Consider the following 17,286-nt stretch of genomic DNA (forward strand, 5'->3'; position numbering starts at 1 on the left):
TCGCCTAACGTGGGTCATCCTCCACCCGGTCCCTAAGGAGCGACGATGCCCGAGGCCGATGCCGATCTGCCCGCTGACCACCTTGAACTGCTTCGGCGACGAGCCCTGACTGAGGACGAGGCTCGGCCCCAGGCGGTCGAGCGTCGTCACGCGGCGGGCGGACGGACGGCCCGGGAGAACATCGCCGATCTGGTCGATTCCGGATCCTTCCTGGAGTACGGCCGATTCACGATCGCCGCGCAGCGAGCGCGCCGTTCGGTCGAGGATCTGACCGCGAACACCCCCGCGGACGGGCTGATCGCCGGCACGGCCCGCGTCAACGGCGATCTGTTCGGGCCCGAGCGCAGTGCGTGTGCGGTGCTGTCCTACGACTACACGGTGCTGGCCGGCACGCAGGGCGTCTTCGGGCACCACAAGAAGGACCGCCTCTTCGAACTGATCGAGCGCATGCGCCTGCCCGCGGTGTTCTTCGCCGAGGGCGGCGGCGGCAGGCCCGGTGACACCGACTACCCGACGGTGTCCTCGCTGGAGGTCCGGGCCTTCAAACTGTGGGCGTCGCTGTCCGGCCTGGTTCCGCGCATCGCGGTCGTCAAGGGTCGGTGCTTCGCGGGCAATGCCGTGATCGCCGGATGCTCCGACCTGATCGTCGCCACCGCGGACACCTCGATCGGTATGGGCGGTCCCGCGATGATCGCCGGCGGCGGCCTCGGGGAGGTCGCTCCCGACGACGTCGGCCCCATCTCGGTTCAGGAACCGAACGGCGTCGTCGACGTCGTGGTGCCCGACGAAGCCGCGGCCGTCGCGACCGCCAAACGCCTGCTCGCCTACTTCCAGGGCCCGGTCGCCGAATTCCAGGCCCCCGACCAGTTGCCTTTGCGCACAATCCTTCCCGAACGCGCTCGGCGCGCGTACCCGGTGAACCCCATCATCGAGACCCTCGCCGACGTGGATTCTGTGACGTTCCTGCGGCCCCGCTTCGCTCCGGAGATGGTGACCGCCCTGGCGCGCATCGAGGGTCGCCCGGTCGGCTTCATCGCGAACAACACCATGGTCATGGCCGGTGCCATCACGGCCGCGGCCTCCGACAAGGCCGCGCGCTTCCTGCAGTTGTGCGACGCCTTCGGACTGCCGGTGATCTCCCTGGTGGACTGCCCGGGCTTCATGGTGGGCCCGGACGCCGAATCCGCGGCGCTGGTGCGCCGGGCCTCCCGGATGCTGGTGGCCGGCGCGGCGCTCGAGGTGCCGCTGGTCGCGGTGATCCTGCGGCGCGGCTACGGCCTGGGCGCGCAGGCGATGACCGGTGGAAGCATGCGCGAACCCCTGCTCACCGCGGCCTGGCCCGGCGCCCACCTCGGCCCGATGGGCCTGGAGGGGGCCGTACGCCTGGGGCTGCGCAAGGAACTCGACGCCATCGCCGACCCCGAGGAGCGTGAGGCGCGGGTCCGGGCCGCCACGGCCGCGGCGCAGGAGAACGCCAAGGCGCTCAACGCTGCTGCGATCTTCGAGATCGACGACGTCATCGACCCGGCCGAGACGCGCAGCCTCATCGCCGCGACACTGTCGGCCGCCGCACTGCATGAGCGGGGCCCGCGGCGGACGCGGTTCGTCGACACCTGGTGAGACGAACCAATTTCGACCCAGGTCTATCTTGACGGGTGTCGATTTCCTATGGTGGCTCAGGTGAGCACCGCTGCTGTTGACTCAGACCGGGTCGCCGATCTCGCCGAACAGGTGATCGCCGACCACAATCCGAAAACCGTGCCCGTCCAGGAGTACCTCGGGGCCTGCTACGACGCCGGCCTGTCCTGGGTGCACTTCCCCGCGGGCCAGGGCGGCATCGGCGTCTCCCGGGGCCTGCAGGCCGTCGCCGACAGGATCCTGCAGGGCGCAGGTGGACCCGTGCCCCTCGGGCTGAATCCCATGGGCTACGGCATGGCCGCCCCCACGATCCGTGAACACGCACAATCCGACGACCTCAAACGGTTCTGGCTGCGTCCGCTGGCCACCACCGAGGACATCTGGTGCCAGCTGTTCTCCGAACCCGGCGCCGGTTCGGACCTCGCCGGATTGGCGACCTCCGCCGTCCAGGACGGTGACGAGTGGGTGCTCAACGGGCAGAAGGTGTGGACCAGCCTGGCTCACCGCGCCCGCTGGGGCCTGCTGTTGGCGCGCACCAATCCCGATGCGCCCAAGCACAAGGGCCTGACCTACTTCGTCATCGATATGCACGGTCCGGGCGTGGAGACCCGACCTCTGCGTCAGATGACCGGCCAGGCCGAGTTCAACGAGGTCTACATCACCGACGCCCGGATTCCCGACGAGCATCGCCTCGGCGCGATCGGCGACGGTTGGCGCGTCGCGATGACCACGCTGATGAATGAGCGCAGCGCGCTCGGCGGCAGTGGCAGCAGGCGTGGTGCGGGCACCATCTCGGACGCGGTGTCGCTGTGGGCGTCGCGCCCCGATCTGCACACCCCGGTGCTGCGTGACCAGCTGACCCAACTGTGGCTGCGCTCCGAGGCGCAGCGCCTGACCGCGGAACGTTCCCGCGCCTCGGCAGGTGTGGGCGGCCCCGGTCCGGAGGGCTCGATCGGCAAGCTGGTGGGTGCCGAACTCAACCAGCAGATCTACCAGTGGTGCATGGATCTCCTTGGGCCAGAAGGGGTTCTGTACCACACCTACGCATTGGACCGCGAGGACGACGGTGAGTCCGACTGGCGTGGACCCGTCCAGCAGCGCTACCTGCGCAGCCGGGCCAACACCATCGAAGGCGGCACCTCCGACGTCATGCGCAACATCCTCGGTGAACGCGTGCTCGGCTTGCCCGGCGATCTGCGTGCCGATGCCGGCATGCCCTGGAAGGAGATTCCCCGTGGCTGAGTTCAGCTTCACCGACGAGCAGCAGCAGTTGCGTGCGGCGGTGCGAAAGTTCTGCGCGGACAACTTCGACGAGGCGACGGTCCGCCGCCTGATGGAATCCGATCCACCGTTCGATGCGTCGGTGTGGGCCCGCCTGGGTGCCGAACTCGGTGTGTTCGGGCTCGCGGTGTCCGAGGACGACGGCGGCGCCGGCGGCACCCTGGTCGACCAGGCGGTCGCGATCGAGGAACTCGGCGCGGCACTCGCGTGCGGACCTCTGTTCGGCACGGTGTATCTCGCGATTCCGGCCCTGGTGGCCGCCTCCGGCGGTGCCGTGCGCGACGAACTGCTGCCCGATCTCATCGAGGGCCGCAGGACTGCGGCGTTCGCGGTGAATGACCGGGCCGGCGCCTTCGACCCGTCGGCCGTCACCGTGTCGGCCACCGGCGGATCCGACGCCACGGTCACGGGCACCGTCGAGCGGGTGGTCGACGCGGGCGCTGCCGACGTGATCCTGGTTGCCGCAACGGGTTCCGAGGGCGTGGGGCTCTACGCGGTGGACGCGACGGGCGCGGGCGTGACGCGAAGCCCGCTGGTGACCCTCGACCTGACCCGGCCGCAGGCCACGATCGAATTCGCCGACGCCGCGGCCCGACTGGTCGCCGGACCCGAGGAGGCCGAGCGCGTGATCACCCACGCGCTGCAGGTCGGCTCGGTGCTGTTGGCCGCCGAACAGGTCGGCGCCGGTCAGCACCTGCTCGATGTCGGCGTCGAATATGCCAAGGCGCGCCTGCAGTTCGGGCGTCCGATCGGTGGATTCCAGGCCGTCAAACATCGCCTGGCCGATCTGCTGGTCGATGTCGAGCACTCCCGTTCCACGGCCTATCACGCGGCGTGGGCGCTGACCGACGGCACCGACGACCCGGCGCTGGCGGCCAGCATCGCCCAGGCCACGTGTTCGGCCGCGTTCAGCCAGATCGCCCGCGACACCATTCAGACGCTCGGCGGTATCGGGTTCACCTGGGAACACCAGGCGCACCTGTACTTCAAGCGCGCGACCACCGATGCCGCGTTGCTGGGCAGTGCCGAACAGCACCGTGATCGGGTCGCCGAACTCGTGCTGGACACCGCGTCGGCCGATCACCCGCCGCGGGTTGCGGCCGGAATCCCCTGACCCGGCTCGCCCTGACCTGACTTGGGCGCGGTTTCCGGCGGTGAGCCGGATACCGCGCCCAAATCGCTAGTCGCGCACGCCTCGGTAGATGCCGCGTCGCACAATCCATGGCTGCAGCACGCGGTCGATGGACCACGCCGGGAATCGGAACGGCCGCCCGTTGGGCGCGAACACCTCGAGGCCGTCTCGCTGCGGACCGAGCACCGAGCCCCAACGCCGCTGCGGGGGACGGTAATTCCGCAGCGTCCTGCCCGCGATCTCAGCCCGCACGTTGTGCGCCAGCAGTCCGTCGGCGCGATTGCGGGCCGAACTGCGCAACGGGTCGGTGGCCGCCACATCCCCGATCGCGAACACCCCGGGTTGCCCGGGCACCCGCAGGTCGGGCATCACACGCACGAACCCGTCGTCGTCCAGGATCTCGGCGGGCAGCCAGCCGGTGTTGGGCCGCACCCGTCCGATCGCCCACACCACCGCCTCCGCGTCGACGGGTGGTTGTCCCGTGCTGAATTCGACGGACGCGCTGGTGATCTCGTCGGCGCGGAAGCCTTCCGGCAGCACCGCGCGATACCCGGCGTGCACACCGACACCGGCCTCACACAGCCGTCGCTGCACCCGCCGCCAGGTCCGGTCATGGTGATGCGGCAGTGCGCGTGCGCCCGGGTGGTAGAGGTCGACCCGCGTGCCCGGCCAGGTGGTCGCGATGTTGGCGGCGGCACTGACCGCGGCCGCACCGCCACCGATCACGACCACTGAGTTGGCTGAGGCCAGTCGCTCGTGCGCGGCGCGCAGGTCCGCGCCGATGTCGTCCGCGGACTGCAGCATGGGTTGGCGCCAGAAGCCGTTGGTCACTCCGGTCGCGATGACCAACGTGTCGTAGGACTCGTGGATGGGTGCACCGTCGAAGCCGCGGGCGGTGACTATTCGGGCCGACAGGTCCACGCCGGTGAGTTCGGCGTGCACGGTCCGTACGCGGTCCAACCCGCGAAACCGTTCGAAGCCGATCCAGTAGTCGCGGGCCCAGTACTCGGGCCGGGACAACCGCAGACCCAGTTCCTGTCCGCTGACCAGAGCGGGCTTGGTCGAGATGCCGACAACGTCGTGGTGCCGGGCCAATCGCATGGCCGTGAGGATGCCGCTGTCCCCCAGACCCGCGACGACGATGCGGGTCACGGCGTGGGCCGCGGCGGGCGGGGCACGAACCGCGACACCTCGGCGATGACGTCGGCGTAGTCCGGCCGCCGGGCCAGGCTGCGCTGCTCCATCATCGGGATGCTGGCCCCGAGGAACATCGCCACCATCGCGACAACCCCAACGAACAGCCACCACCACTGTGCGGGCGCGGCCGCGACGCCGAACAGTGCCAGCGAGAACCAGAAGGCGCACTCGCCGAAGTAGTTCGGGTGCCGCGACCAACTCCACAGGCCGCGGTCCATCACCTCGCCGGGCCGTCTCTGCGCGACAAACCTGTGCATCTGGACGTCGGCCACGAGTTCGAGGAGCACCGCGGCCACACCGACGACGAACGCGACCCACATCAACCAGGTCACCCCCGGGCCCGGACGCGTCACCGCGACGTACACCGGCAGCATCCCGAGGAAGACCTGGACGGTCGGAATCAGGTGGATCGCCACGAGGTCGACGACGAACTCCCAGCGGCCGCCACGCTCGCGGAACATCGCGTAGCGCCAGTCCTCGTGATGCAGCCCCGGAAAGCCGTAGACCCAGTTCCCCGTCAGCCGCACCGCCCACAGCACCACCACGACCGCGACCAACCAGCAGTGCACCTGGTCCACCCCGGCATCGCCCCGCCACCACCAGTAGAAGAGCAGCAGTGGCGGGATCACGCTCCAGTAGGCGTCGTAGAAGCTCGAGTTGTGCCAGCGCCGACTGAACGCGAAGACCACCAGCGTGGCCAGCACGTCGGCGATGAGGGTGTCGAGCCACAGCAGGCCCGTGCCGGGCCCCTGCCAGAGCCAGAGGGCCGCGACGGCCACGGCCACGATGTAGGCCAGCGTGACGATCGTCAGCGACCGTGCCCTGCTGCGTGTGGTGCCGGTTTCGCTCATCGCGGTCCATCGTGGCCAATGGCGGGCGGTTGCGGGTTGAGTTGACGTGATCCGGGTCCGGTGAGGCGCGACGCCGTGCGTGGATGTACCGTTTGGTCTATGCACCCTTTCGACAGCGCGATTGCGCTGGAGCAGGTCGCCGACGGTCTGGCGCGGGGCCGCACCCAGCCGGAATGGGCCAACATGGTCGGCCCGTTCGGCGGAGTCACCGCCGCGACACTTCTGCGGGCGGCAGAACAGCATCCCGAACGGCAGGGTGCGCCACTGTCGTTGACGATCAACTACCTGGCCCCGCTCGTCGATGGCGAGTTCGACATCACGGCCCGTCCGGTGCGCACCAACCGCACCAACCAGCACTGGACGCTGGAACTGGCACAGGACGGCGAGGCCAAGACCACCGCGACGGCCGTGTTCGGTGTGCATCGCGACACCTGGACCGACACCGAGGCCACACCTCCGACCGCTGCGTCCCCGGAGGACATCCCGGCCACCGGTTTCGGTGAGTTCGTGGTGTGGGTGCGCAACTACGAGATGCGGTTCGTGGAAGGCGCGATCCCCGGTCCCGACGACGGCCCGAGTCCAACATCGACCACCACGCTGTGGGTGCGCGACGGACGCGGACGGGCCCTCGACCATGCCGCCCTGGCCGCGGTGAGCGACATCTTCTATCCCAGGACGTTCCTGCGCCGCGGCCAGTTCGTGCCGTCCGGCACCATCTCGATGACGACGTACTTCCACGCGAGCGTCGACGAGTTGGCCACCGTCGGCGACGACTACGTGCTCGGGACGGCGCGCGCCAACCGCTTCTCGGCCGGGTATTTCGACCAGAGCGGCCAGTTGTGGAGTCGCGCGGGCCAACTGCTGGCCAGCACGCACCAACTCGTCTACTTCAAGGGCTAGCGGGGGCCGCCCTAACGAACAACGGCGTCGATCGCGCGCAGGATCCGCTGCTCGCTCACGGGTCGCGGCGTGCCCAACTGCTGGGCCCACAGGCTGACGCGCAGTTCCTCGATCTGCCGCGCGATGTCGCGGACGTCCTGCGCGTCGGCTCGCGACGGTGAGAGTGCTTGGCGCAGATCGTCGTACGCGTCCTGCACGGCGTGCACGCGCGCCATTCGCTCGCGATCGGCGCCCAAGCCGTGCGGGAGCCTCTCCAGTCGCCGCCCGATGGCGAGCAGATAGCGGGTCAGATCACCGAGGCGCGCCGCACCGGTGGCGGCCACGAAGCCCGCAGGCACCAGGTTGTCCAACTGCTCCCGGATATCGGCGATCGCTTCGGCCTGCGCCGGCGACGGTGTCGTGGGCAGCGCCACCTGCACGTCGTGCCACGCCGTGAGCACGCGTTCCACCCGGGTAAGCACGTCGCCGGTCACCCGCACCAGTGCACCGGCGACCTTCTCCCGCAGTTGGGCGAACTCCGATTCACTCCACGCGGGTGCGGTCACCAGGGTGTCGATGGCGGCGTCGGCGCAGTCCTCGAGCAGTGCCTGCAGCGAACCGTCCGGATTGCTGCCCAATGTCAGCTTTCGGCGGGTGTCCAACTGCCGCTCAATGGCTTTGACCGGTGAGGAGACATTGAGCCGCAGCAGTCGGCGCGTGCCCGCGGCCATCGCCGCGGTCTGCTCGACCGGCGTCGGGAAGACCCTGATGTCCACGACGGAACCGGCATCGACCAGCGCCGGGTAACCGCGCACCGGCTGCCCCGAACTCGTGCTCTCCACGGTCCGAGGCAGTGTCGGAAGGTCGGCGGGCCACCCGCGCAGACCCGACCGCGCCACACCACCTTCGATCGCTTCGTCGACGGCCCGTTCAACGGCGCGCTGCGTGGTGCCCGCGAGTTTCTCCCGAAGGACTTCGAGGTTCTTACCTCTCGCGACCTCCTCGCCGTCGCCCGACTCGACGGCGAAGGTCACCCGCAGGTGCGGCGGCAGTTTGTCGAGGTCGAATGCCGAGATCGGCACCAGCACCCCCGTCCTCTGCCTCAGCACCCGCTGCAGGGCGTCCAACAGCGGCTCCGACCCCGGATTCAGGTGCGGAAGAACGGCTCTGGCGGTGTCGGGTGCGGGAACGAAGTTGCGGCGCAGATCCTTCGGCAGCGAGCGGATCAGCGCGGTGATGAGCTCTTCACGCAGCGCGGGGACCTGCCAAGCGAAGGCGTCACCACCGAGGCGCGCCAACACCTCGACCGGCACGTGCACCGTGACCCCGTCGTCCTCGGCGCCGGGTTCGAACCGATAGGTCAGCGGCAGTGCGACGTCGTCGGCGTGCCACGTGTCGGGGTGGTCACCGCCGTCGGCCGTCCGCAGGAGTTCCTCACGGGTGAACGTCAGCAGGTCGGGGGTGCGTTGCCGCTGCTTGCGCCACCAACCGTCGAAGTGCCGGGCCGACACCACCTCCGCGGGGATCCGGGCGTCGTACAGCGCGTAGATGTCGTCGTCGGTGACCACGAGGTCGCGCCGCCTGGCGCGTTCCTCGACCTCCGCGAGGTCTTCCCGCAGCTTGGCGTTGTCCCGGAAGAAGTGGTGCTTGGTCTGCCAGTCGCCGTCCACCAGTGCGTGGCGGATGAACAACTCGCGCGAAACCACCGGATCGATGTCCGCGTAACCGACTCGGCGCTTCACCACCAGCGGCAGGCCGTACAGCGTGACACGTTCGAAGGCCGTCGCACTGCCGCGCCTGGCGTCCCAGTGCGGCTCACTGTAGGTGCGCTGCACCAGATCTCCGGCGATCTTCTCGACGGCCTCGGGTTCGATGCGCGCGGCGATGCGCCCGTAGACCCGGCTGGTCTCGACCAGATCGGCGACCACCAGCCAGCGTGGCGGGCGCTTGGTCAGCACCGAACCTGGGGCCAGCACGAAGCGGGAGTTGCGTGCCCCCTGGTACTCCCGGGTCTCCCCCTCCCGCAGGCCGATGTGCGACAGCAGGCCCGCCGTCAGCGCCGCGTGGATCCGGTTGGGATCGGCGGGTTCATCCTCAGGTGACCCGGTCGCGATGCCCAAGCCCGCGGCGATGCTGCGCAGCTGCCCCACCAGGTCCTGCCATTCGCGGATTCGCAGGTAGTGCAGGAACTCCTGTCGGCACGTACGTCGAAACGCGCTGCTCGACAGCGACTTACGCTGCTCCACGATGTAGTTCCACAGGTTGAGGAACGACATGAAGTCCGAGTGCTCGTCGGCGAACCGGGCATGCTTCTGCCGGGCCGCCTCCTCCTGGTCGGCAGGCCGCTCCCGCGGGTCGGGAATCGACAATGCCGCCGCGAGCACCAGAACCTCGCGGACACAGCCCTGTTCGTCGGCCGCCAGGATCATCCGGCCCAGTCGGGGGTCGACGGGAAGCTGCGCGAGTCGCCGGCCCACCGAGGTGATCTCCCCGCGGCCGTCGAAGGCCCCGAGTTCCTGCAGCAGCTGGACGCCATCCCGGATACTGCGCCGGTCGGGCGGGTCGAGGAACGGAAAGCTCTCGATCTCACCGAGACCCAGCGCCGACATCTGCAGGATGACCGCCGCGAGGTTGGTCCGCAGAATCTCGGGATCGGTGTAGCGGGGGCGGGATTCGAAGTCCTGCTCCGAGTACAACCGGATGCACACACCAGGCGCCGTGCGACCGGACCGCCCGGCCCGCTGCGCCGCCGACGCCTGCGACACGGGTTCGATCGGCAGTCGCTGCACCTTGGTGCGACGGCTGTAGCGCGAGATCCGGGCCGTGCCCGGATCGACGACGTAGCGGATGCCCGGCACCGTCAGCGACGTCTCGGCGACGTTGGTGGCCAGCACGACCCGCCGCCCGGTGTGCGGCGCGAACACCTTCTGCTGCTCCGCGGTCGACAGGCGCGCGTACAGCGGCAGCACCTCTGTGTTGTGCAGCCCCTTCAGCGCATCGGCGGTGTCCCGGATCTCCCGCTCCCCGGAGAGGAAGACCAGGATGTCACCGGGCGGTTCGGCCTGCAGTTCCTCGACAGCGTCGATGACGGCTTCGGTCTGATCGCGCAGTTCGGTGCGGACGATCTCGTGGTCGGGATCGTCGGGGTCGTCGTCGGTCGAACTCGGCACCGCGACCTCCAGAGGCCGGTACCGGATCTCGACGGGATAGGTGCGCCCGGACACCTCGACGATCGGAGCGTCGCCGAAATGCGCCGCGAACCGCTCGGGTTCGATGGTCGCCGACGTGACGATCACCTTGAGGTCGGGGCGGCGTGGCAGAAGCTGGCGCAGGTAGCCGAGCAGGAAGTCGATGTTGAGGCTGCGCTCGTGGGCCTCGTCGAGGATCAGCGTGTCGTAGCGCAGCAGGCGCCGGTCGCGCTGGATCTCGGCGAGCAGTCGACCGTCGGTCATCAGCTTGACCAGGGTGCGATCGCTGACCTCGTCGGTGAACCGGACCGAGTACCCGACGACATCGCCCAATGGCGTGCCCAACTCGTCGGCGATCCGCTGCGCCACGGTGCGCGCGGCCAGCCGGCGAGGCTGGGTGTGCCCGATGGTCCCGCGGACTCCGCGCCCGAGGTCCAGGCACAGCTTCGGCAACTGGGTGGTCTTGCCCGACCCGGTCTCGCCCGCGACGACCACGACCTGATGGTCGTTCAGCGCCGCGGCCAACTGGTCGCGATGAGCGCTGACCGGCAGATCCGGGTAGGTCACCACCGGCACGGCGGCCCTGCGCGTGGCGATCAGGCGCTCGGCGGACTCGACCTGCGCGGTCAACCGCGCGACCTGGTCGGGAGTGGCCTCGCGCAGCCCCTTGAACCGGCGCGCGAGACGCGCCGCGTCGCGGAAGGTCAGATCGTCGAGGCGGGCCCGGAGTTGACGTATCTCGCCACGCGCCGAGGACGGCGAGGGTGATGACGGCTCGGACACTCAGTCGAGGGTAGGCGGCGACCAGTGCGCCAGCATGTCTGCGAACGTGTCGAATGCGGCCTTGTTGACGCCGTATGTGGCCTCGAAGTGGATGCTCAGCGGGAAGCCGAGTTCCCCGACGCCGTCGACGACGCGTTTGTACAGGTCCGTCATCATCTTCCGGCGAGGCGCTGGTTCGGCTGCGGCCAGTCGTTTGACGAAGTCCTGCTCGGCGGCGACCGCCGCGTTGCCCGGGTCCTGGATCAGCCAGTTGATCAGGCCGATCCTGCTCTCAACAGCAGGCACGAACCCGAAGGACAACAGGATCTCCGGACGGTGCTCGTTCTGCGCCGCGAACGTCGTCAGGAAGTCGACAATGGTGTCGGAATACAGCAACTGCGTCATGCCGTAGGTGGCGCCGCGGTCGCATTTGAAGCCGAATCGGCCCTGTTCGCCCTCGCGGGTCGGGATCAGGATCGCACCCCGGTTGGGGACCACGTCGTCATAGAGGGACAGCGCATCGGTGGGCGCGACGCCGGATCCCTCGCCGTCGGCCATCGTCCGCGGCACGCCGACGAAGGAGATGCCCTCCATACCGGACTCGCGCAGTTCCACCAGGCGCTGCCGCAGCGTGGCCTCGTCGAGGAACGCGGTGACCTGCGTGCACAGGCCTTTGACGCCCGGCAGTAGCGGCTTGATGATCTGCCAGAAGTCCAGGACGTCCATCTTGGGCTTCATCTCGACCGGGCGACCGTCGTCCTCTTCGATCATGCCCGGGATCATCACGTGCCGAACCCGGCCCTCCAGGCCCGCCGAGGCCGAGCACTCCAGGACCTTCTGCGCGTCCTCGATCGCCCGCTCATGCCCGTGCTCGACATTCGGCGGCACGAGTTCGAGCGCGACGGTACTCAACGTCACAAACTGCTCCTCTACGCTGGCCGTCCCCGTTCGACCCTTCGCCACTCGGCCCTGCTCCCCCATGCGGCCGGCGAACGGCTTCAATGCAGACACCTTAGCGATAGGCGGCCGGGGGTTTCCTGCGAGGACCGCACGGGCCGGACCGGCTGGACCGATCTGCGAAGCTGTCTTCATCATGACCGCGATACCCGTGATTGCACTGACGGGCCACCTCGGGGCCGGCAAGACCACCCTGCTCAACCACGTCCTACGCACGCCCGACGCCCGCATCGGTGTCGTGATCAACGACTTCGGCGACCTGAACGTCGACGCGTCGCTGGTCACCGGGCAGATCGACGAGCCCGCGTCGATCGCGGGTGGTTGCATCTGCTGCCTGCCCGACGAGGGTGGTCTCGACGAGGCGTTGGCCAAGCTCGCCAATCCGCGGCTGCGTCTGGACGCGATCATCGTGGAGGCCAGTGGACTGGCGGAGCCCATCGCGGTGTCCCGGCTCATCCGCTTCAGCGGTGTCGACAACATCCGGCACGGCGGGGTGGTGGACGTCATCGACGCCGCGGCCCACTTCGACACGGTCGATCGCGACGCGACACCGCCGGCCCGCTACAGCGCGGCGTCGCTGGTGGTGGTCAACAAGATGGATCAGGTCCCCGAGGACGCCCGCGCCGACGCCTTGGCCCGCATCGAGGCCCGGGTCCGCGAGCGCAATCCCGACGCGCACGTCGTCGCCGCCGTCGGGGCTCGGATCGACCCGAACATGCTGTTCGACGTCGCCGCACAGGACCCGGCCCCGGGCGAGCAGTTGACGTTCCGCGAACTGCTCGCCGACGCCGGGGACCACGACCATGTGCACGCCGCGTCGGTGACCGTGACCAGCACCGGTTGCGTCGATCCCGACGTCCTCTTCGACGTGCTGGAGAGCCCGCCGGCGGGCGTGTACCGAATCAAGGGCACCGTCGCCGTGCGGTACCGCGAGCGCGTGCGCAGCTACGTGGTCAATGTCGTGGGCCTGACGGTGCACATCGCGGAGGCGCAGACCGAGGCGACGCACAACAGCCTGGTGGCGATCGGCACCGATCTGGACATCGACGATGTCCGCGCCCGGATGGAGGAGGCCGTGCGCCCACTGGACGGGCCCGCGCCTGCGGCGGGGATCCGGCGCCTGCAGCGTCACCGTCGCCTGAGCATCTGAGGTGGCCTGACAGACTTGTCGGCATGAACACCGTCGCCCATCTGCGCGCCGTGGCAGCAGTTCTCCTGAGCGTGATCGTGGCGCTGATGCTCTCCGCCGCCCCGGCTGGCGCGCATGCCGCGCTCAGCAGCAGCGATCCGGCCGCCGACGCGCGCCTGGCCGCCGCTCCTCGGGTCGTCACGCTGACGTTCAACGAACCTGTGCAGCAGCAGTTCTCGACCGTGGTCGTGACCGGGCCGCAGGGCCGCAACCACGTCGTGGGTGACCCGGCGGTCGCCGGTCGCGAGGTCCGGGCCACCCTCGACGCCCTGGACGGCAACGGCACCTACACGGTCGCCTACCGCGTGGTGTCCGCCGACGGCCATCCCGTGTCGGGGAAGTACGACTTCCAGCTCAGCGCGCCAACACCGACGACCACGTCTGCTTCCACGCCAGCGCCGGAGACGACGGCCCCGAGCACGTCAGACGACGCCTCGGGTGGCGTGACGCCCTGGCCATTCGTCGCGGGTGCGGCGGTTCTGGTGGTGCTGATAGTGGCCGCGGTCTGGCTTCGAGGGCGCCGCGGAGCCGGAGCCGACACCGACGACGACAGGTAGCGTGGCGCGCATGGTGGTGACGCGGTGAGCGCTGGGCTGTTCGGGCTGCTCGATGATGTGGCTGCGCTCGCGCGCCTGGCCGCGGCGTCGGTCGACGACATCGGCGCCGCCGCAGGCAAGGCGACCGCCAAGGCCGCCGGTGTGGTCATCGACGACACCGCGGTGACGCCGCAGTACGTGCACGGAATCGCCGCGGAACGCGAGTTGCCGATCATCAAGAAGATCGCGATCGGGTCGCTGCGCAACAAGCTGATCTTCATCCTGCCCGCGGCGCTGCTGCTCAGTCAGTTCGTGCCGTGGCTTCTGACCCCCATCCTGATGCTCGGTGCCACCTACCTGTGCTTCGAGGGCGCCGAGAAGGTGTGGGGCTGGATCCGGGGGCACGACGCCCACAGCGCGCCGGCCGCGGCGGTCGGCGGCGACGCCGAGAAGTTCATGGTGACCGGCGCGATCCGCACGGACTTCATCCTGTCCGCCGAGATCATGGTCATCGCGCTCAACGAGGTGGCCGACCAGCCGTTCCTCCCTCGCCTGATCATCCTGATCGTCGTCGCGCTGGTCATCACCGCCGCGGTGTACGGCGTCGTGGCAGGGATCGTCAAGATGGACGACATCGGCCTGCACCTGGCCGGACGCGCGTCGACCTTCGCGCAGAAGATCGGCCGTGGCCTGGTGGCCGGCATGCCCAAGCTGCTCAACGCGCTGTCCATCATCGGCACAGTCGCGATGCTGTGGGTGGGCGGCCACATCCTTCTCGTCGGCACCGACACCCTCGGCTGGCACCCGCCGTACAGCGTCGTGCATCACCTCGAGGGTTATGTCGACCATGTGGCAGGCGTCGGCGGTGTGCTGGCCTGGCTGGTCAACACCGCGTCGTCCGCGGTCATCGGTCTGGTGGTCGGCGCCCTGGTGGCGCTGATCATGCACTTCCTGCCGTTTGGCAAGAAGAAGGCGTCGCACTGACGAGCGCCGGCTACAGGGCGTTGAACTCGATGTGCAGCTCGTTGAGTCCACGCATGATGAACGTCGGCTCATAGGTGTAACTGCGCGAACCCGGTTTCCCGTGATGGGTGTCCGACACCCGGATGTCCTTCATCCGGTCCAGGATTCGGTTCAGTGAGATCCGGCCCTCAGTGCGGGCCAGCGGCGCGCCGGGGCATGAGTGCGCCCCGCGGATGAACGCGATGTGTTCGCGCACGTTCACCCGTCAGCACGCGACGGGACCGTACCCGTTCGACCCGAATCTGATCGCTCAGGGCAGTCCACCAGACCGGCAGGTGCCGGGACATGAACGCATCTTCGGTCCCATCGAAGGCACTCCGCGGCCGCCCGCGGCACCGCCCGACCCGGCCGCGGCGTCGGCGCTCCCACCGAACCCAGTCCCCGAGGCCGGAGTCGCGATGTACGACCCCACCACCGGGCGCGTCGCCGGCCCCGACGGCACCGTCTTCGAACAGAACGATCTCAACTCCGCCGGGGCACCCAAGTCCTGAGAGGACCTCGTCTTCGCTGGGCCGAAACCGTGAGTGCACGACCTTCCAGGACTGCACCGGCACGATCACCAGCGATCAGTGCTGGACGGCCGACCTGATTCTCCGCAGCTTGAAGTGGAGCGCGAAGCGCACTGTGCCACAGTGGATACCGTGTCCGGACGGCACCTTCGCCGACGGCCAGCAGACCTTCACCTTCTGGGCCAGGCGCGGGGACGCCTCCGACGGGCTGGACCGGCTCTCCGGTTGGAACACGACACTGGGCCCCAGTGGCGCATGCGGGGTCAACCGGAATCTTGAGATCCGGATTCCGTTCACGCTCACCAGGATTGGGTGAGGCTCGGGAAGGTCAGGCGACAGGCCGCGCGGGTGTCTGCGCCTCGGCCCGCGCCAACAGGCTGAGCAGTGGGGCTCCCCACGCGTGTGCGCCGCTGGCCGCCGGTGCATAGGCGGTGTGGACCTCGACGCTGGCGGGCGACACTTCGTCGCTGTCGGGGTCGTAGTCGCACACTGGGTCGCCCACATCGCACACGCTGATGGTGCGCGCACCCACCGCGGGCGGTAGGGGCGAAGTGTTGGTGGAGGCCAGGAAGGAGTGTTCCTGCGCCACGCCCTTGCCCAGTCCTGGCGAGTAAGCCGTCGACCCCATCTTGATGGTCGTGTCGCCGGGCAGGCGGTCACCGTCGGCGATCAGCAGGGCCGCCGCAAGCTGCGGGTGGTCGGCGATGTCGTACAGGTTGCGGTGGACGATCATGGCGCCCTGCGAATACCCCGCGAGCACCACCAACGTGTCAGGGCAGCGCTCAGTGAAGGCCTCGAACTGTTCCGCGGTGGCATCCGTGCCCTCATCGACGCTGCCCAGGAAATCCAGCCAGCCGCCGATTCCGCCTTCCAACGGCACCGGAGCCGCGGGATACCGCACCGCCTCGGCCGTGATGGTTCGGCCGCTTGCCACCACGGTCATCCGCACCTGCTGATAGGTCTGGTAGACCACATCTCCCATACCGTCGTTGACGGCCAGCTTCGCACCGTCACGCTGGCCGGAACCCGCCGCGCCGATCCAGTGGAAGTCGGCACACGAGGGGTCGGTGGGGGCTGCCGTCGCGGTGCCGCAGGTCCACACGCCCACAGCGACGGCCGCAGCCAACGCAGCCGCCCTGAATCGCCTCGCCACCACAGTTCCCTCCACAGGTGTCCTTCCCGCCGGCCGCCCTTGACCCGGCAGCCGCCTCAGGAGGTGAATCGCGGCGGTGGCGGGCGCTCGTTACACCTCAGGCGGAGGGATGGCCGCCCCGCTTGAGTGGCGGGACGGCCATCGCCACAGGTCAGGCCTCCGGAATGACCCAGTGACCCGGGGCCTCATCGAAGAACGGGTTGACGAAGCCGTTCACCGTGGGCATCTTCTTCAGCTGCCCGGGCGGGATTCCGAAGAAGGGGTTGGCAACGCCGTTGATGAACGGTGCATTCTTCAACTGCCCGGGCGGGATGTGTGCGTCGACCGGCAATCGGAAGAGGTCACCCAGTCCCGGGAACCTCACGACGGGCACGTCCACATCGGGCAGGTTCACGGCAGGGACATTGACGTCCGGAAGATTCACGTCGGGAACGTTGACATCAGGAACGTTCACGCCCGGCAGGTTCACGTCGGGAACGTTCACACCCGGCACATTCACATCAGGAACGTTCACACCCGGCAGGTTCACGTCGGGAACGTTCACACCCGGCAGGTTCACATCAGGAACCTTCACACCCGGCACATTCACACCGGGAATCGGCGGCGGGGGCGGCGCAACGGGATCGGCGTGTGCGAGGCCTGTTCCCAAACCCACCGCACCGAATCCCAGCGCGCCCGCCATTGTGGTGGTCACTGCGATTTTCTTGAGATTCATGGTCTCTCCTTCGCCTTGTAGCACCGCGACGCTCACCCTTGTTTGGTGACGCGCGGCGTCTTGGTTTAGGAAATTGCTCGACCGCCGTCATGTCGGACGGTCGCACCGTCTCTGTACTGGACGGCAATGCAACACCTTGACCCCCCGATGTGTATGTCGGATCCCGGCCCCCTCGGCGTTATCAGCCGGAGGGGAATCGAGCGCGATCGGACGCGCGAAACACTTGGTGAGCAGGCAATCCGCCGCGAAAAGAAAAATTGAGACCAGGCGAGAAAC

At 68.8% G+C, this 17,286-nt stretch carries 14 protein-coding genes and 1 pseudogene; 8 read left to right on the top strand and 7 right to left on the bottom strand.

Features of this window, described 5'->3' with window-relative positions; genetic code table 11:
- Window positions 1-45: 45 nt before the first annotated feature.
- Genes G6N34_RS23595 through G6N34_RS23605 form a run of 3 tightly spaced genes read left to right on the top strand, consistent with a single transcriptional unit; the run spans window position 46 to window position 4,033 of the window.
- The gene (locus G6N34_RS23595; protein ID WP_085151950.1) at window positions 46-1,620 is read left to right on the top strand and encodes an acyl-CoA carboxylase subunit beta; all 1,575 of its coding nucleotides are present in this window, start codon (window positions 46-48) and stop codon (window positions 1,618-1,620) included.
- Between the two features lie 48 nt (window positions 1,621-1,668).
- Window positions 1,669-2,880 carry an acyl-CoA dehydrogenase family protein gene (locus G6N34_RS23600; RefSeq protein ID WP_085151951.1) on the top strand — a complete coding sequence of 404 codons (1,212 nt, stop codon included), beginning with the start codon at window positions 1,669-1,671 and terminating at the stop codon, window positions 2,878-2,880.
- The gene (locus G6N34_RS23605; RefSeq protein WP_085151952.1) at window positions 2,873-4,033 is read left to right on the top strand and encodes an acyl-CoA dehydrogenase family protein; all 1,161 of its coding nucleotides are present in this window, start codon (window positions 2,873-2,875) and stop codon (window positions 4,031-4,033) included. The genes G6N34_RS23600 and G6N34_RS23605 overlap by 8 nt, the downstream gene beginning before the upstream one ends.
- Before the next feature lie 66 nt (window positions 4,034-4,099).
- On the opposite strand, the gene G6N34_RS28150 is transcribed toward G6N34_RS23605, so the two are convergent.
- Both G6N34_RS28150 and G6N34_RS28155 read right to left on the bottom strand, forming a co-directional pair.
- Window positions 4,100-5,152, bottom strand: coding sequence for an FAD-dependent oxidoreductase (locus tag G6N34_RS28150; protein ID WP_234812901.1), 1,053 nt, complete (start codon window positions 5,150-5,152; stop codon window positions 4,100-4,102).
- 47 nt (window positions 5,153-5,199) lie between these two features.
- Complete coding sequence (locus tag G6N34_RS28155; protein WP_085151953.1) at window positions 5,200-6,099, bottom strand: DUF1295 domain-containing protein; 900 nt, start codon at window positions 6,097-6,099, stop codon at window positions 5,200-5,202.
- Between the two features lie 99 nt (window positions 6,100-6,198).
- On the opposite strand from G6N34_RS28155, the gene G6N34_RS23620 reads away from it, so the two are divergent.
- Window positions 6,199-6,999, top strand: a complete 801-nt coding sequence (locus G6N34_RS23620) for an acyl-CoA thioesterase (RefSeq protein ID WP_085151954.1) — start codon at window positions 6,199-6,201, stop codon at window positions 6,997-6,999.
- 11 nt (window positions 7,000-7,010) lie between these two features.
- Here the strand turns inward: G6N34_RS23620 and hrpA are convergent, their stop codons facing one another.
- Both hrpA and G6N34_RS23630 read right to left on the bottom strand, forming a co-directional pair.
- Window positions 7,011-10,949, bottom strand: coding sequence for an ATP-dependent RNA helicase HrpA (hrpA, locus tag G6N34_RS23625; RefSeq protein WP_234812887.1), 3,939 nt, complete (start codon window positions 10,947-10,949; stop codon window positions 7,011-7,013).
- Complete coding sequence (locus G6N34_RS23630) at window positions 10,950-11,846, bottom strand: mycobacterial-type methylenetetrahydrofolate reductase (RefSeq protein WP_085151955.1); 897 nt, start codon at window positions 11,844-11,846, stop codon at window positions 10,950-10,952.
- A gap of 175 nt (window positions 11,847-12,021) precedes the next feature.
- On the opposite strand from G6N34_RS23630, the gene G6N34_RS23635 reads away from it, so the two are divergent.
- Genes G6N34_RS23635 through G6N34_RS23645 form a run of 3 tightly spaced genes read left to right on the top strand, consistent with a single transcriptional unit; the run spans window position 12,022 to window position 14,594 of the window.
- On the top strand, window positions 12,022-13,035 hold the full coding sequence (locus G6N34_RS23635; RefSeq protein ID WP_085151956.1) for a CobW family GTP-binding protein: 1,014 nt from the start codon (window positions 12,022-12,024) through the stop codon (window positions 13,033-13,035).
- A gap of 23 nt (window positions 13,036-13,058) precedes the next feature.
- Window positions 13,059-13,631: a copper resistance CopC family protein gene (locus G6N34_RS23640; RefSeq protein WP_085151957.1), complete on the top strand. Its 573-nt coding sequence runs from the start codon at window positions 13,059-13,061 to the stop codon at window positions 13,629-13,631.
- A gap of 24 nt (window positions 13,632-13,655) precedes the next feature.
- The gene (locus G6N34_RS23645; RefSeq protein WP_085151958.1) at window positions 13,656-14,594 is read left to right on the top strand and encodes a DUF808 domain-containing protein; all 939 of its coding nucleotides are present in this window, start codon (window positions 13,656-13,658) and stop codon (window positions 14,592-14,594) included.
- Between the two features lie 10 nt (window positions 14,595-14,604).
- Here G6N34_RS23645 and G6N34_RS23650 read toward each other — a convergent pair.
- Window positions 14,605-14,838, bottom strand: a pseudogene (locus G6N34_RS23650) (cytochrome P450); the annotation flags it as partial.
- 80 nt (window positions 14,839-14,918) lie between these two features.
- Here G6N34_RS23650 and G6N34_RS28560 point away from each other — a divergent pair.
- On the top strand, window positions 14,919-15,458 hold the full coding sequence (locus G6N34_RS28560; RefSeq protein ID WP_456320152.1) for an Rv2253/PknI dimerization domain-containing protein: 540 nt from the start codon (window positions 14,919-14,921) through the stop codon (window positions 15,456-15,458).
- 12 nt (window positions 15,459-15,470) lie between these two features.
- Here the strand turns inward: G6N34_RS28560 and G6N34_RS23665 are convergent, their stop codons facing one another.
- Both G6N34_RS23665 and G6N34_RS23670 read right to left on the bottom strand, forming a co-directional pair.
- The gene (locus G6N34_RS23665; protein ID WP_308213176.1) at window positions 15,471-16,295 is read right to left on the bottom strand and encodes a cutinase family protein; all 825 of its coding nucleotides are present in this window, start codon (window positions 16,293-16,295) and stop codon (window positions 15,471-15,473) included.
- A gap of 151 nt (window positions 16,296-16,446) precedes the next feature.
- The gene (locus G6N34_RS23670) at window positions 16,447-17,046 is read right to left on the bottom strand and encodes a hypothetical protein (RefSeq protein WP_234812888.1); all 600 of its coding nucleotides are present in this window, start codon (window positions 17,044-17,046) and stop codon (window positions 16,447-16,449) included.
- Between the last annotated feature and the right edge of the window lie 240 nt (window positions 17,047-17,286).

The sequence above is a fragment of the Mycolicibacterium confluentis genome (assembly GCF_010729895.1).
In the GTDB taxonomy this organism is placed as follows: domain Bacteria; phylum Actinomycetota; class Actinomycetes; order Mycobacteriales; family Mycobacteriaceae; genus Mycobacterium; species Mycobacterium confluentis.

What these genes read in the sequence shown, in the direction of transcription:
- G6N34_RS23620 (WP_085151954.1), top strand. Translation starts at nt 6,199, where the DNA reads ATGCACCCTTTCGACAGCGCGATTGCGCTGGAGCAGGTCGCCGACGGT.
- G6N34_RS28560 (WP_456320152.1), top strand. Translation starts at nt 14,919, where the DNA reads ATGAACGCATCTTCGGTCCCATCGAAGGCACTCCGCGGCCGCCCGCGG.
- G6N34_RS23640 (WP_085151957.1), top strand. Translation starts at nt 13,059, where the DNA reads ATGAACACCGTCGCCCATCTGCGCGCCGTGGCAGCAGTTCTCCTGAGC.
- G6N34_RS28155 (WP_085151953.1), bottom strand. Translation starts at nt 6,099, where the DNA reads ATGAGCGAAACCGGCACCACACGCAGCAGGGCACGGTCGCTGACGATC.
- G6N34_RS28150 (WP_234812901.1), bottom strand. Translation starts at nt 5,152, where the DNA reads ATGCGATTGGCCCGGCACCACGACGTTGTCGGCATCTCGACCAAGCCC.
- G6N34_RS23600 (WP_085151951.1), top strand. Translation starts at nt 1,669, where the DNA reads ATGGTGGCTCAGGTGAGCACCGCTGCTGTTGACTCAGACCGGGTCGCC.
- G6N34_RS23635 (WP_085151956.1), top strand. Translation starts at nt 12,022, where the DNA reads ATGACCGCGATACCCGTGATTGCACTGACGGGCCACCTCGGGGCCGGC.
- G6N34_RS23595 (WP_085151950.1), top strand. Translation starts at nt 46, where the DNA reads ATGCCCGAGGCCGATGCCGATCTGCCCGCTGACCACCTTGAACTGCTT.